Raw genomic sequence first — 12,390 nt, 5'->3', positions numbered from 1 at the left:
GGAGGGCGCCCATGCAGTACCTGCCTTTTCGTTCCCTGCTGTACCGGTATCTTTTCTACGGCTGGCTCTTCTTTGACGCGAGCCGGGGCGACGTCTTTGCGCGCGCCGCAGCGATTCGCCACAACCGCGCACAGGCGCGCTGGTTGCCGACCTACATGCGGCGCTGGCTGGTGCTGGGCGGGTTGCTCTTCGTGCTGGCCTCGTTCTGCGAGCTGGTGCTCGCGAGCCCGCGCCTGTCGGCGGTCTTCTACGTGCCGAGCGTGCTCACCATGCCGATGAACCTCGTCACCGCGGTGTGCTGGTACGGCCTCGTCACGCGCTGGGGCGACTGACGACCCCCACCGCTTCGGGTGGATGCGGTTTGGAAATGGCGGAGCGGCCGCCTATGTTTGAAGCATCTTGTCCACGCAGGAGCTTCCCATGGCGATCAAGCGCATGACCAAGGCCGATCGGCCGCAGTCGCTCGGCACCTACAACCCCGTCGGGCACGTGCTGCTGGCCTTCCCCGACGACGCCACGGCCCAGCAGGCGCGGCAGGCCTTGCGCGATGGCGGCTTCGACGAGGAAGACCTGCTCTTCTACAGCGCCGACGAAGAGCGCGCGCAGATGGACGCCATGCTGCCGGGCGCCAGCCAGCTCGCCGGCTTCGGCTACGAGGTGACGCTGATGCGCCGCTACCACCAGCTCGCCTGCGAAGGCTGCGGCTGGCTGCTGGTCTACGCACCCGACGGCCCGCACACCGAGCGGGCGATGGCGATTGCCCGCCAGCACAACGCCCGCAGCGCCGTGAAGTACCACTGGCTGGTGGTCGAAGACCTGCTGTAGCCGACCGACCTCAGCGCCGCCGCGGGGCCACGCGGCTTTCCAACGGTGCCGGGGCATAGCCCGGCACGAAGCGGCAGCGCGACGGGAAGCGCGCGCTCGCACGCTCGCAGCCCTCGGCCACCTGCTGCGGCGTCGGCTTGGCGCCGGCTTGCACCCACTTCACCAGCGACTCCAGCAGCGCGACATACGTCGCGTCGTTGAGGTAGCTGTGTTCGCTCTCGTCGGTGAAGGTCTGCACCAGCGCATCGCCGCGGCCGGCGGCAGCCATGGTGGCGGCGAAGGTGTGCTGCACTTCCACGAACACGGTCGGGTCGCCGATGCCGTGCACCGTGAGCACCGGCACGGGAATGCGTCCCGTCGGGTCGGTGTCGTCGCTGAAGCGGGCGAGCGCGGCCGGGTCGGCGGCGTAGCGGGCCACGCCCGCATTGAGCGCGACGTCGTCGGGCGAGCCGGTGTAGCGCGCGTCGATGTTGCCGAACACGCTCTTGCCGCCGCTGCGGCGCGCGATGTCCTGGAAGTGGATGGTGCCCCAGTTCAGGTGGCCCTGCACCGAACGTTCGGCGATGCGCAGCACGTCGACGATGGTCTTCAGCCGCCGCGCCTGCTCGGGCGTGCGCTGCGCGGCCGGCTTCGCCAGGCCCAGGCACTCGTCGGCACGGCGCGCGAGTTCGGCGCTCGTGAGCGTGGAGCCCTCGGGCAGCCCCATCCACAGCGGGTACTGCGGCTCGTCGGCGCGCGGGTGGTTGCGGCAGAGGTACTGGTAGACCACGCGCAGGTCGAGCCGCACGTCGTAGGCGCGCGAGCCGCCGGCGAGCAGGCCGCTCGTGAGCAGCACGCCGTCATACGGCTTGCCGGCGGTGTAGGTCTCGGCGCCCTTGGCGGCCACGCCCGCGCCCCACGACTGCCCGTGCAGCAGCGTGAGCTTCGGCTTCGCCACGTGGCGCACGAAGATCTGGCGCACCCGCTCGGTGTCTTCGGCCGCGGCGCGCACGGCCACGCCGCCCTGGCGGAAGCTCGAGCCGGCCCAGGCGTAGCCGGCGCGCGGCACGATGGCCCAGCGCTTGAGGTCTTCTTCGATGCGCTTGGCGGTGGCCGCGCCGAGGAAGGGGCCGCCGTGTGCGTGCACGACGAGGTGGCCGTTCCAGTCGGCGGGCATCGCGATCAGGTAGAAGGCGCCTGCGCTGTCCTGGCCGCCGAGGCAGCGGGTGGTGGTGGGCAGCTCGGCCGGGCAGGCGGTGGCCTGCGGTGCGGCTTCGGCGGACGAGGGCGGTGTCTGCGCGCAGGCGGTGAGCAGCAGCGCAGACGTGAGGACGAGGAGTCGCAGCATGGGGCCTCTCCTTCAGAACGAGTGCTTCAGGCCGACCTCGGCCCCATCGGCATTGCCGCCCGCCTGCGTGGTGGCGGTGCCGGGGTTGAAGCGGGTGCCGCTGCCCTTGTTGTCGATGCGGGCCACGGTGGCGTAGAGGGAGGTGCGCTTGGAGAGGTCGTGCACGTAGCCAAGCGCGAGGTGCGCGGCGTCGTTGGCCACGCCGCGGGCCTTGAGCTGCGAATACGCCAGCCGCACCTCGCCGTTGGCACCCACGGCGAGCTGGGTGCCGAGCATCCAGATGCGGGTGGAGGTGACGCCGACCTTGTTCTCGCCCCAGAGCGTCATCAGCTTCGCGGGCCCGAGCTTCACGTTGACGCCGGCGTTCGTCTGCACATAGTTCCCGGTGGCGTAGTTCGTCTTGCCGCGGGCGACGGCCAAGTTGACCGGGCCGCCGCGCCAGCCGAGGCGCACGCCGAGGTGGTTGCCGTCCTTCTCGGTGGCGGTGTCGGGCGCCTGCTCGCCGGTGGCCACCATCAGGTTGCCGTAGAGGCCGAGGGCGTTGTCGGGCAGGTGGTAGCCGAGGGAGTTGCTTGCGCGCACGTTGGTGCGCACCGTGGTGCCGCCGGTGTTGACGGGGTAGAAGAGGTGGCCCGAGCTGCCCACGCCGTTGGTGCCGAAGGGGTGCATCGAGGTGGTGAGGTTGGAAAAGCTCGGCACGTAGTCGCGGCCCAGGCGCAGCTCGCCGATCGGGCCCGACACGCCCACGGTGGAGCGGCGCCCCCAGGTCAGGCCGCCGGTGTTCACCGAGTCCTTGTTGTTGGTGCTGGTGGCGCCGCTGGTGCCCACGTCGGGGTTGATCGCGCTCTCGATCCAGAAGTTGGCCTTCCAGCCGCCGCCGAGGTCTTCAGCCCCGCGGAAGCCGAGGCGGCTGGAGGTGTTGCCGTCGCCTTCGAGCTTCCAGATCGACGAGGCGCCATCGGCCCGCGTGAGGTTGACCGCGAGGTCGAGCACGCCGAAGACGGTGACCTGGGCCTGGGCCGTTGACGGGGTTTGCAGGGCAAAGAGGGCGAAGGTGGCGGCCGTGGTGGCCGAGAAGGCGGCGGGGCGAAGCGAAAGCATGGCGTCTCCAGGTGTCGTTGTCGTGAGGGCCGGTCATGGCGACAGGTCCGGGCGGCACCTTAGGGACGGGCTGGCGCAGGGTCAAAGACGTTACGAGGGCCGACTCCATACGTTTTTCATATGGCGTGTCCATGTGGAAACCTCAGATGCCGCGCCGGCAGCCCGTGCCTAGACTCGGCCATGGACATCCGGCAGCTCCGCTACTTCGTGACCGTCGCCGACACCGGCCACCTCACACGCGCGGCCGCCGTGCTCGGCATGCAGCAGCCGCCGCTCAGCCAGCAGATCAAGGCGCTGGAGCGCCAGCTCGGCGTGACGCTCTTCGTGCGCCACCCCAAGGGTGTGTCGCTCACGCCGGTGGGCCATGAGGTGCTGTGCGAGGCACGGCGTGCGCTCGAGGCCTTCGACGCCATGGCGCAGCGTGTGGCGAAGATCACCGCCGGCGTGCGCGGCGTGCTGCACCTGGGCGTGACGACCTCGGCCGCAGTGCACGCGCTGACCTCCAGCGTGATCCGCACCTTGCGGCTGGAGCACCCGGCGATCGAGATGGCGCTGAGCGAGGCCAACGCGGCCGGCGTCACCGAAGCGGTCGCCTCGTCAAAGCTGCACTGCGGGATCATCCGCGCGGTGGTGTCGCGCCCAGCCGGTCTCGTGTTCGAGACGCTGGCGCGCGAGCCGACCGTGGTCGCGCTGCCCGTCGACCATCCTCTTGCCGCGCGCCGGCCCACCGGCCGCCATGCGATCCGCCTCGAAGACCTGCACGAGCAGAACATGATCCTCGTGCGGCGGCCCGGTGCGCCCGGCCTCTACGCCGATCTGCTCGACAAGTGCGCCCAGGCCGACGTGCGACCGCGGGTGGTCGACGAAGTGGAGCGCATGACGACGAGCCTGAGCCTCGTCGCCGGCGGCGTGGGCCTGTCGGTGGTGCCGGCGTCGATGCAGCGCGCACCAGCCAGCACGGTGGCGTATCGGCCGCTGGCCTCGAGCGCCGGGCTGGAGGCGCCGCTCACGCTGGTCTACCGGGAAGACGACACGACCGGCGTGACCGCCACCTTCGTGCGCCTCGCGCACCGGCTCGCGCAGGCGGCCTGAGATGCCGTGCACCTGAACCGTCGGCGACTTCTGGCGGCCGGCGCGGCGCTCGTGGCCGGGCGGGTGCACGCCGAAGCACCGCTGCGCATCGTGGTCGCCTACCCGACCGGCGGCGTGAGCGACGAGATCGCGCGCCTGCTGGCCGAGCGCCTCGCCGCCGAGCGCGGCGAGACGGTGCTGGTGGAGAACCGGCCGGGCGGCGGCGGCGGCATCGCGATGGAGATGCTGGCGCGTGCACCCGGGGATGGCCGGCTGCTCGTGTTCTCGGCCTTGTCGCCGCTCACCGCCCTGCCGCGCCAGGGCCTGGTGCGCTACGACCCGCTGCGCGACATCGCCCCGGTGGCGGCGGTGATGAACACCGCCACGCTCGTCGCCGGCACTGCGGCGCTCGAAGCGGAGAGCTTCGCGCAGATGGTGGCGCTCGCGCGTGCGAAGCCGGCTGCGCTGCGCTGGGCGACGACGGGCGTGGGCACGACCGGCCACCGTGTGCTCGACGGCGTGGCGACGACGCTGGGCCTGGAGATCGTGCACATCCCGTACAAGGGCGGCGGCCAGAGCCTGGTCGATGCGCTGGGCGGGCAGTTCGAGTTGATGTCGACCAACGTGGCGGCGGCGCAGCTGCAGCATGTGGCGCAGCGGCGCCTGAAGGCGCTGGCGGTGGGCGCGCCGCAGCGACTGCCGGCCTTGCCGCAGGTGCCGACATTGGCCGAGCTGGGCGTGCCCAAGGCGAACCTCGTGTCGCGCTTCGGGCTCTTTGCGCCGGGTGGCACGCCACGTGCACTGCGGCGCAGCTTGAATGCGCAGGTGAACCGTGCTTTGCAGTCCCCGGCCCTGCAGTCGCGGCTGCGTGCAGGCCACAACGACATCGTGGCCGGCAGCAGCGTCGGCGACTTCGAAGCGGCGATCTGCGCCGAGATGGGGCTCGCGGCGCGCTGCTTCCGCTAGGCGCCGTCGAAGAGGTCGCCCGCGCTCTTGGGCGGCGCGACGCCGAGGTGCCGGAAGGCGGCCAGCGTGGCCACCCGCCCGCGCGGCGTGCGCTGCAGGAAACCCTGCTGGATGAGATACGGCTCGATCACGTCTTCGATGGTGCCGGACTCTTCGCCGATCGCGGCCGCCACGTTGTCGAGGCCGACCGGCCCGCCATCGAAGCGGTGGATCACCGCCTCGAGCAGCTTGCGGTCCATCACGTCGAAGCCTTGCGGGTCGACGTCGAGCATGGCGAGCGCCTTGTCGGCAATGGCTTTCGTGATGCGGCCGTCGCCCTTCACGTCGGCGTAGTCGCGCACGCGGCGCAGCAGGCGATTGGCGATGCGGGGCGTGCCACGCGAACGGCGGGCGATCTCGAAGGCGCCTTCGGTGTCGGCTGCCACGTCGAGCAGGCCGGCCGAGCGGTGCACGATGCGCGCGAGTTCTTCCGAGCTGTAGAACTCCAGCCGCGCCACGATGCCGAAGCGGTCGCGCAGCGGGTTGGTCAACATGCCCGCGCGCGTGGTCGCACCGACCAGCGTGAAGGGCTGCAGGTCGAGCTTGATCGAGCGGGCGGCGGGGCCTTCGCCGATCATGATGTCGATCTGGTAGTCCTCCAGCGCGGGGTAGAGGATCTCCTCGACCACCGGGCTCAGGCGGTGGATCTCGTCGATGAAGAGCACGTCGTTCTTCTCGAGGTTGGTGAGGATGGCGGCCAGGTCCTTGGGCTTCTCGAGCACGGGGCCGGAGGTCTGGCGCAGGTTCACGCCGAGCTCATTGGCGATGATGTGCGAGAGCGTGGTCTTGCCGAGGCCGGGCGGGCCGAAGAGCAGCACGTGGTCGAGCGCTTCCTTTCGCTTCTTGGCCGCGCCGATGAAGATCTCGAGCTGCTCGCGTGCCTTGGCCTGGCCCACGTACTCGGCCAGGCCCTTGGGGCGCAACGCACGCTCGATCGCCTCTTCGTTGGGCGAGGCGGGTGCGGCGCTCACGACCCGCCGGCGGGGTGTGAGATCGTCGGCGAAATCATCGGTCTGGATGCTCATGTCGCGCATTGTGCAGCGCGGCCCGGTGGCAGGGCCTGACGGGTGGGCTGGCACAATCGCGCCCCATGTCACGCCGCCCCTTCAGCGCCTTCAACTCGCGATTTGCCGTGTGGCTCTTCGCCTGCGCGCTGTTGCTCAAGGCAGCCGTGCCCCTGCTGGCGAGCACGTCGGCCGAGGCACAAGGCAAGGCGCTGGTCGAGGTCTGCACGGTCTACGGCGTGAAGACCATCGCCCTCGACGGCGAACCCGCGCCCGACCACCAAGCCACGCATGCCGGCGACCACTGCGCGCTGAGCGCCGTGATGGCACTGGCCGCGCCGCAGCTGGCCGCGGCCGACAGCGTGGCGCCGCCTGTGCGCCAGGTGCTGCCTGCACCGCGCGCCGCGACGACGCCGCCTGACGCCAGTACACGCTGGCGGGCACGACTCAAGCAAGGTCCGCCCGCGCTCGCCTGAGCGTCCGTGCCGCCGCCGGCGACGTGCCGGTGCCTTGAGTCTTTCCCCTGGTCTGGCGACATCGCCGAGGCCTTTCCCTCTTCATGAAGAAGCCCATACTGGCGACGCTGGCCGTCGCCGCGGCCCTGCCCGGCATGGCCGGCGCGCAGACCGCCCCTGAGCTCGACCGCGTCACCATCATCGGCAGCCGCCCGGCGACGCTGCCGCTCGAGATCCCCACCACCACCGAGAGCATCACCGCTGCGCAGATCGCGCGCAGCATCAACGCCACCGATTCGGAAGATGCGCTGAAGTACTTCCCGAGCCTCAACGTGCGCAAGCGCTACATCGGCGACCACGACCACGCCGTGCTCGCGAGCCGCGCCTCGGGCACGGGCAACAGCGCGCGCTCGCTGGTGTATGCCGACGGCATCCTGCTGTCCAACCTGCTCGGCAACGGCGCGACCTACACGCCGCGCTGGGGCCTGGTGACGCCGGAGGAGATCGACCGCGTCGACGTGCTGTACGGCCCGTTCTCGGCGGCCTACCCGGGCAACTCGGTCGGGGCGGTGGTCGACTACGTGACGCGAATGCCACGGGCGTTCGAGGCGCATGTGAAGTTGCAGGGCTACACCCAGCGCTACCAGCAGTACAACACCACCGACCGCTTCGGTGGACAGTCGGGCAGCGCGTCGCTCGGCAGCCGCGAGGGCGGGTTGTCGTGGTGGGTCCACGTGAGCCGGCTCGACAGCGAAGGGCAGCCGATCACGTTTGCGAACAAGCGCGTCTCGCAGGGCACGGTGGGCAGCAGCGGCGTGCCGGTCACCGGCGCCGTGGCCGATCGCAACCCATCGAACCAGGCGTGGTGGATCCTCGGCGACACCGGTCGCAGCCACACCGTGCAGGACCACGCCAAGCTCAAGCTGGCCTATGACGTCACGCCCGCATTGCGCGCCTCGTACACGCTGGGCTATTGGCGCAATGACACCCGGCGCGAGGTGCAAAGCTATCTGCGCGACGCGGCTGGCAACACGATCACCACCGGCACGGTGAACATCGAAGGCCGGGACTATGTGCTGACGCCTGGCGATTTTGCGAGCAGCCGGGCTCGCCTGGCCCATGTGGCCCAAGGTCTGAGCCTCAAGAGCCAAACGCGAGGCGAGTGGGACTGGGAGGCGGCGGCCAGCGTCTACGACTACGCGCGAGACGAGTTGCGAAATTCGGCAACGGGCCTGACCGACATGAAGGGCACCGGCTGGAACACGCTTGCCGTGAAGGGCATCTGGCGGCCGATCGGCACCATGCACACGGTCGAGGCCGGCTTGCAACGCGACGCCTTCAAGTTGCGCACGCAGGCGACGGCAGGAGCGTCTTCGTTGCACAGCCTGTGGGTGCAGGACGCCTGGCACATCTCATCGGATTGGCGCGCCGTGCTGGGCGCCCGTGTGGAGCAGTGGGAAGCGGAATCGCCCAGCGTCGCATCGGCCAGGCGCGAAAACCGGTTCTCGCCCAAGCTCGCGATCTCGCACACGGTCGATGACGCCTGGGTGCTGAAGGCCTCGCTCGGCCGAGCGGTGCGTGCGCCGACGGTGGTGGAGCTCTATCAGTTGGCCTCGGCCGGCACGCTGGGCGATCCCACTCTGCGGCCCGAAACGTCGTGGACTGGTGAGCTGACGGCCGAGCGCAGCATCGGCATGGGCCTGCTGCGCACGACCTTCTTCGCCGAGCGCACCGACGATGCGCTGTATTCACAGACCAACGTGACCGTGACGCCGAACGTCACCAACGTGCAGAACGTGGACACGATCCGCACCCGCGGCCTGGAGGTGGCGTTGCAGTGGCCTCACGCCCTCTTGCGAGGCCTGGACCTCAACGCAAGCGTCACCTACGCCGACTCCATCATCACCAAGAACGACAAGTTCCCCGCGAGTGTGGGCCGCTGGCAGCCGCGCGTACCGCGCTGGCGCGCCACCGCCCTCGCCAGCTACAAGCTCGACGACCACTGGAGCACGAGCCTCGGCGTGCGCTACAGCGGCCGCCAGTACGGCACGCTCGACAACAGCGACCCCAACGGCCGCACCTACATGGGCGTGAGCTCGTTCCTGGTGGCCGATGTGCGGCTCGTCTATCGTTTCGACAAGCAGTGGTCGGCCGCCTTAGGCATCGACAACCTCAACAACGAGCGCTACTGGGCCTTCCACCCGTACACGCAGCGCACCTTCAACGCCGAACTCAAGTTCGACCTGTGAACCTGATGAACCCCAAGGAGATCGACATGAAAATCCCTCACCGCCTGCTCGCCGCGCTGTCGCTGAGCGCCATCGCGTGGGCCGCACAGGCCCATTCGTTCAAGCTCGGCAAGCTGACGATCGGCCACCCCTATGCCCGTTCAACCGCACCGGGCCAGCCGGCCGGCGGCGCCTACCTCAGCATCCGCAATGCCGGGGCGGCCGGCGACAAGCTGGTCTCGGCCAGCGCCGATGTCTCCAGGAGCGTCGAGCTGCACGAGATGAAGATGGACGGCGACGTGATGCGCATGCGCGAGGTGTCGGCCGTCGAGGTGCCGGCCGGCAAGGCCGTGGAGCTCAAGCCCGGTGGCCTGCACATCATGTTGATGGGCCTGAAGGCGCCGCTGAAGCAGGGCGAGAAATTCCCGCTCAAGCTCAAGTTCGAGAAGGCCGGTGAAGTGACGGTAACGGTCAACGTGGAAGGCCCCGGCGCCTCCCACGACATGAAGCACTGATCAGTTCCGGAGCATGCCCATCGCTTTGACGAGGCTGCGGCGCATGCGGTTGAACGACTTCTGCAGCGTGCCGATCTCGTCGGCGCGCTCTTCGCTGAACTCGGCCAGCGACAGGTCGCCCTGGCTCACGCGGCGGGCGGCCATGGCCACCTCGCGCACCGGTGTCACCACCAGCCGCTGCAGCAGCCAGTTCAGCACCAGGAAGAGCGCCACGAACACCGCGACCAGCGAGCCGGTGAAGGTGGCGAAGAGCTGCTGGGCCTTTTCGCGCGGCAGGGCGGTGGGCACCGCGACGATCTGCGCGCCGACGACTTCGTTGAGTTGCCAGCCGAAGCCCGACTTGTCGCCATAGCGGGCGATGAGGCTGGGCGGTGCGGCGGCCGGCGTGCTGTGGCAGGCCAGGCAGGCCGGGTTGGTGATGCGGATCGGGCGGGCGACGTAGAAGAGGTCGCCCCTGCCCGTCTCGACCTCGCCCGACAGCTCGGTGGTCTTGGTGTCGGCACGGAAGCGGTCGACGATCTGGCGCTCCCAGTCGGTGGGCTTGTCGCGCGGGTTGGTCGGGTTGAGCGTGGCTTCCTTGTAGCTGTAGCCAGGCTGCTTGGCCGCCAGGCGCGACAGCGTTTCGGTGGCCGCGAATGCCGGCACCGTCTCGGGCAGGAAATGGCGGTCGAGCAGCGGGTCGAGATGGGGCTTGATGTTGTCGACGGTGTAGCCGCGCACCGCGACCGCCACGTCCATCAGGCGCTGTGCGTCGCGCACCACTTCGGCGCTCGCATTGGCCTGCACCAGCCGGTACACCGTGCCGCCGGCCACGGCAAGCGCGATCACGAACAGCAGCGTGAACACCAGGTTGAATCTGAGCTTCAGGTTCATGGAAGGTCTCGGAAAGTCAAACGAATTCGAGTCTCCGCCGCGGTGGGCACCGCATGCGCTTCACAACCAACTGCCGGGGAGCACGACTCAGGCGTCGTGCGAACGGGACGATAGCGTGGACTGGCGGAAACGGGCGCGCTGCTCGTCGCTTTCCAGGTGCGACTCCAGGCGTTGCAGCAATTCGGTCACGGAGTCGGCGCGCTGGGCTTCGTTGTCGAGCAACAGATCGGCGATGGGGCCGAGTTCGTTGGCCAACGCCTCGCGCACCCGCTCGCGCTGCTGGGGCGTGATGCGGAAGGTGCGCTGAAGCGGGGCATCGAGCGAGGCGGGGGTGGTGGTGTCCAGCTCGGCGGGCGTGGTGTCGTCGCTTTCGTTGTGGCGGCGCGACGCCCACGAGGCCAGCCACTCCTGCCGCTCCTGCTGGTTGATCAACATGCGGGCCGCGGCGGCCATGAAGTCGTCTTCGCTTTTCGCGTGTGCAGCGCAACGCTTCAGGTGCGGCGTCACGTTGACGTTCAGCCGCTTGCGCAGTGAGCGTTCGACGCGAGCGAAGAGACGAGGGTTGATCAGGTCGGACATGAACAGCGGCGCTGCCAAAAGCCGGCGAATTTTATTCGGCGACCCTGACCTTGACGCGGGCATTTGAAGTGCTCACCCCGCGACCCAGTGCAAGTTGTAAGCATTGTTTGCGCGCTGGTGCGGTTTTGGCGTCTGGCTATTTGGCCAAAGCTTTCAACGCAAGCTTGATGCCTTCGCTCACCCCCACGTCGGCCGGCAGGTTCTTCAGCGCGAGCGCCGCTTCGCGGTCGCTGTAGCCCAGGGCCACGAGGGCCTGCAGGATGTCGGCCTGCGCATCGTTGGCCACGCTGGTGGGCAGGGCGAGGTCGGGGCCGAGCTTGCCCTTGAGCTCGAGCAGCAGGCGCTCGGCGGTCTTCTTGCCGATGCCAGGCACCTTGATGAGGCGGCCGCTTTCCTGCAGCGACACGGCCTGGGCCAGCTCGGCCACGCTCAGGCCGGAGAGGATGGACAAGGCCGTGCGCGGCCCGATGCCCGAGATCTTCACGAGCTGGCGGAAAGTGGCGCGCTCCTCGGCGGTGAGGAAGCCGAACAGCACCTGCGCGTCCTCGCGCACGACGAAGTGGGTGAGCAGGGAGACACGCTCGCCCAAGCCGGGAAGGTTGTAGAACGTGCTCATGGGCACGTCGACTTCGTAGCCGACGCCGCCCACGTCCACGAGCAGTTGAGGCGGGTTCTTTTCTGCGAGCAGCCCGGTGAGGCGACCGATCATCGATCGCGCGCTCAGCGACGGAAGAGGCCGAGGCGCTGCGCCTCAAGGGCCGCTTCGGCGCGCGAGCTCACATTGAGCTTGCGGTAGATCTGCTTCACGTAATCGGCGATGGTGTGGCGCGACAGGTTCAGCTGCACGCCGATCTCGGGCAGCGTGAAGCCCTTGGCCACCCACAGCAGCACCTCGTTCTCACGGTCGGTGAGCTGCACGTGGGGCAGGTTCTGCGGGCGCTCCTGCGGCTTGTTCTGCGCGGCGAAATAGGCGATCACGCGGCGGGCGATCGACGGCGACAGCGGCGGCTCGCCCTGGCTGATGCGCTGCAGCTGCTCGACGAAGTGCTCGCGCGGCTGCTCCTTGAGCAGGTAGCCGAAGGCGCCGGCCTGCAGGGCCGGGAAAAGGTGGTCGTCGTCGTCATGGATGGTGACCACGACCGACTGGGCTTCCGGCTGCGCCTTTTGCAGCGCCGCCACGACGTCGACGCCGCTGCCATCGGGGAGGCCAAGGTCGATCATCGCGATCTCGAAGCGCTCGGCGGTGATGAGCGCCAGCGCGTCGTGCACGCGGGCCGCCTCGAAGACCTGCGCCTGTGGAAACACCTGCAAGGCCAGCGCCTTGAGCCAGCTGCGGATTTCGGGAAGGTCTTCCAACAACAGGATCTTGTTCATGGCAGCGACTCGCAGGGTGAAAACCGAAGTGCA

General features: G+C 69.2%; 14 protein-coding genes. 7 read left to right on the top strand and 7 right to left on the bottom strand.

Going from position 1 to position 12,390, the window contains the following annotated elements:
* Positions 1 to 11 precede the first annotated feature (11 nt).
* Together JI745_RS12385 and JI745_RS12380 are read left to right on the top strand one after the other, a co-directional pair.
* The gene (locus JI745_RS12385; protein ID WP_201806728.1) at positions 12 to 332 is read left to right on the top strand and encodes a hypothetical protein; all 321 of its coding nucleotides are present in this window, start codon (positions 12 to 14) and stop codon (positions 330 to 332) included.
* An 88-nt stretch (positions 333 to 420) separates the two neighbouring features.
* A complete protein-coding gene (locus JI745_RS12380; RefSeq protein WP_201806725.1) occupies positions 421 to 825 on the top strand; it encodes a hypothetical protein in 405 nt (134 codons plus the stop codon).
* Positions 826 to 835: 10 nt separating this feature from the next.
* Here the strand turns inward: JI745_RS12380 and JI745_RS12375 are convergent, their stop codons facing one another.
* Positions 836 to 2,152 carry a hypothetical protein gene (locus tag JI745_RS12375; RefSeq protein ID WP_201806722.1) on the bottom strand — a complete coding sequence of 439 codons (1,317 nt, stop codon included), beginning with the start codon at positions 2,150 to 2,152 and terminating at the stop codon, positions 836 to 838.
* A 12-nt stretch (positions 2,153 to 2,164) separates the two neighbouring features.
* Positions 2,165 to 3,253: a porin gene (locus JI745_RS12370; protein ID WP_201806719.1), complete on the bottom strand. Its 1,089-nt coding sequence runs from the start codon at positions 3,251 to 3,253 to the stop codon at positions 2,165 to 2,167.
* A 180-nt stretch (positions 3,254 to 3,433) separates the two neighbouring features.
* On the opposite strand from JI745_RS12370, the gene JI745_RS12365 reads away from it, so the two are divergent.
* Both JI745_RS12365 and JI745_RS12360 read left to right on the top strand, forming a co-directional pair.
* Entirely contained in the window at positions 3,434 to 4,345 is a 912-nt protein-coding gene (locus tag JI745_RS12365) for a LysR family transcriptional regulator (RefSeq protein WP_201806716.1), read from the top strand.
* 6 nt (positions 4,346 to 4,351) lie between these two features.
* A complete protein-coding gene (locus tag JI745_RS12360; protein ID WP_201806713.1) occupies positions 4,352 to 5,290 on the top strand; it encodes a tripartite tricarboxylate transporter substrate binding protein in 939 nt (312 codons plus the stop codon).
* On the opposite strand, the gene ruvB is transcribed toward JI745_RS12360, so the two are convergent.
* Positions 5,287 to 6,354 (bottom strand): Holliday junction branch migration DNA helicase RuvB, encoded by a 1,068-nt coding sequence (gene ruvB / locus JI745_RS12355; protein ID WP_201806712.1) that lies wholly within the window; start codon positions 6,352 to 6,354, stop codon positions 5,287 to 5,289. The two genes, JI745_RS12360 and ruvB, sit on opposite strands and share 4 nt — an antisense overlap.
* A 65-nt stretch (positions 6,355 to 6,419) precedes the next feature.
* Here ruvB and JI745_RS12350 point away from each other — a divergent pair, with 65 nt between their 5' ends.
* From JI745_RS12350 to JI745_RS12340, 3 genes are all read left to right on the top strand, one after another.
* A complete protein-coding gene (locus JI745_RS12350) occupies positions 6,420 to 6,809 on the top strand; it encodes a DUF2946 family protein (RefSeq protein ID WP_201806700.1) in 390 nt (129 codons plus the stop codon).
* Between the two features lie 83 nt (positions 6,810 to 6,892).
* Positions 6,893 to 9,037: a TonB-dependent receptor gene (locus JI745_RS12345; RefSeq protein WP_201806698.1), complete on the top strand. Its 2,145-nt coding sequence runs from the start codon at positions 6,893 to 6,895 to the stop codon at positions 9,035 to 9,037.
* Positions 9,038 to 9,063: 26 nt separating this feature from the next.
* Complete coding sequence (locus JI745_RS12340) at positions 9,064 to 9,531, top strand: copper chaperone PCu(A)C (RefSeq protein ID WP_201806695.1); 468 nt, start codon at positions 9,064 to 9,066, stop codon at positions 9,529 to 9,531.
* On the opposite strand, the gene JI745_RS12335 is transcribed toward JI745_RS12340, so the two are convergent.
* The 4 genes from JI745_RS12335 to JI745_RS12320 all read right to left on the bottom strand — a co-directional run bounded on the left by JI745_RS12335 (position 9,532) and on the right by JI745_RS12320 (position 12,357).
* Complete coding sequence (locus JI745_RS12335; RefSeq protein ID WP_201806693.1) at positions 9,532 to 10,404, bottom strand: DUF3365 domain-containing protein; 873 nt, start codon at positions 10,402 to 10,404, stop codon at positions 9,532 to 9,534.
* A gap of 87 nt (positions 10,405 to 10,491) precedes the next feature.
* The gene (locus JI745_RS12330) at positions 10,492 to 10,983 is read right to left on the bottom strand and encodes a hypothetical protein (protein WP_201806690.1); all 492 of its coding nucleotides are present in this window, start codon (positions 10,981 to 10,983) and stop codon (positions 10,492 to 10,494) included.
* Between the two features lie 136 nt (positions 10,984 to 11,119).
* The gene (gene ruvA, locus JI745_RS12325) at positions 11,120 to 11,692 is read right to left on the bottom strand and encodes a Holliday junction branch migration protein RuvA (protein WP_201806687.1); all 573 of its coding nucleotides are present in this window, start codon (positions 11,690 to 11,692) and stop codon (positions 11,120 to 11,122) included.
* 11 nt (positions 11,693 to 11,703) lie between these two features.
* Positions 11,704 to 12,357 (bottom strand): response regulator transcription factor, encoded by a 654-nt coding sequence (locus JI745_RS12320; protein ID WP_201806684.1) that lies wholly within the window; start codon positions 12,355 to 12,357, stop codon positions 11,704 to 11,706.
* Positions 12,358 to 12,390 lie beyond the last annotated feature (33 nt).

The sequence above is a fragment of the Piscinibacter sp. HJYY11 genome (assembly GCF_016735515.1).
Taxonomy (GTDB): Bacteria; Pseudomonadota; Gammaproteobacteria; order Burkholderiales; family Burkholderiaceae_C; genus Rhizobacter.
Note: the sequence above shows the minus strand (reverse complement) of the source record. Positions and strands in the feature narration are given on the sequence as shown.

Coding starts and splice junctions, on each gene's coding strand:
- JI745_RS12385 (WP_201806728.1), top strand. CDS start 12: ATGCAGTACCTGCCTTTTCGTTCCCTGCTGTACCGGTATCTTTTCTAC.
- JI745_RS12380 (WP_201806725.1), top strand. CDS start 421: ATGGCGATCAAGCGCATGACCAAGGCCGATCGGCCGCAGTCGCTCGGC.
- JI745_RS12375 (WP_201806722.1), bottom strand. CDS start 2,152: ATGCTGCGACTCCTCGTCCTCACGTCTGCGCTGCTGCTCACCGCCTGC.
- JI745_RS12370 (WP_201806719.1), bottom strand. CDS start 3,253: ATGCTTTCGCTTCGCCCCGCCGCCTTCTCGGCCACCACGGCCGCCACC.
- JI745_RS12365 (WP_201806716.1), top strand. CDS start 3,434: ATGGACATCCGGCAGCTCCGCTACTTCGTGACCGTCGCCGACACCGGC.
- ruvB (WP_201806712.1), bottom strand. CDS start 6,354: ATGAGCATCCAGACCGATGATTTCGCCGACGATCTCACACCCCGCCGG.
- JI745_RS12350 (WP_201806700.1), top strand. CDS start 6,420: ATGTCACGCCGCCCCTTCAGCGCCTTCAACTCGCGATTTGCCGTGTGG.
- JI745_RS12345 (WP_201806698.1), top strand. CDS start 6,893: ATGAAGAAGCCCATACTGGCGACGCTGGCCGTCGCCGCGGCCCTGCCC.
- JI745_RS12340 (WP_201806695.1), top strand. CDS start 9,064: ATGAAAATCCCTCACCGCCTGCTCGCCGCGCTGTCGCTGAGCGCCATC.
- JI745_RS12335 (WP_201806693.1), bottom strand. CDS start 10,404: ATGAACCTGAAGCTCAGATTCAACCTGGTGTTCACGCTGCTGTTCGTG.
- JI745_RS12330 (WP_201806690.1), bottom strand. CDS start 10,983: ATGTCCGACCTGATCAACCCTCGTCTCTTCGCTCGCGTCGAACGCTCA.
- ruvA (WP_201806687.1), bottom strand. CDS start 11,692: ATGATCGGTCGCCTCACCGGGCTGCTCGCAGAAAAGAACCCGCCTCAA.
- JI745_RS12320 (WP_201806684.1), bottom strand. CDS start 12,357: ATGAACAAGATCCTGTTGTTGGAAGACCTTCCCGAAATCCGCAGCTGG.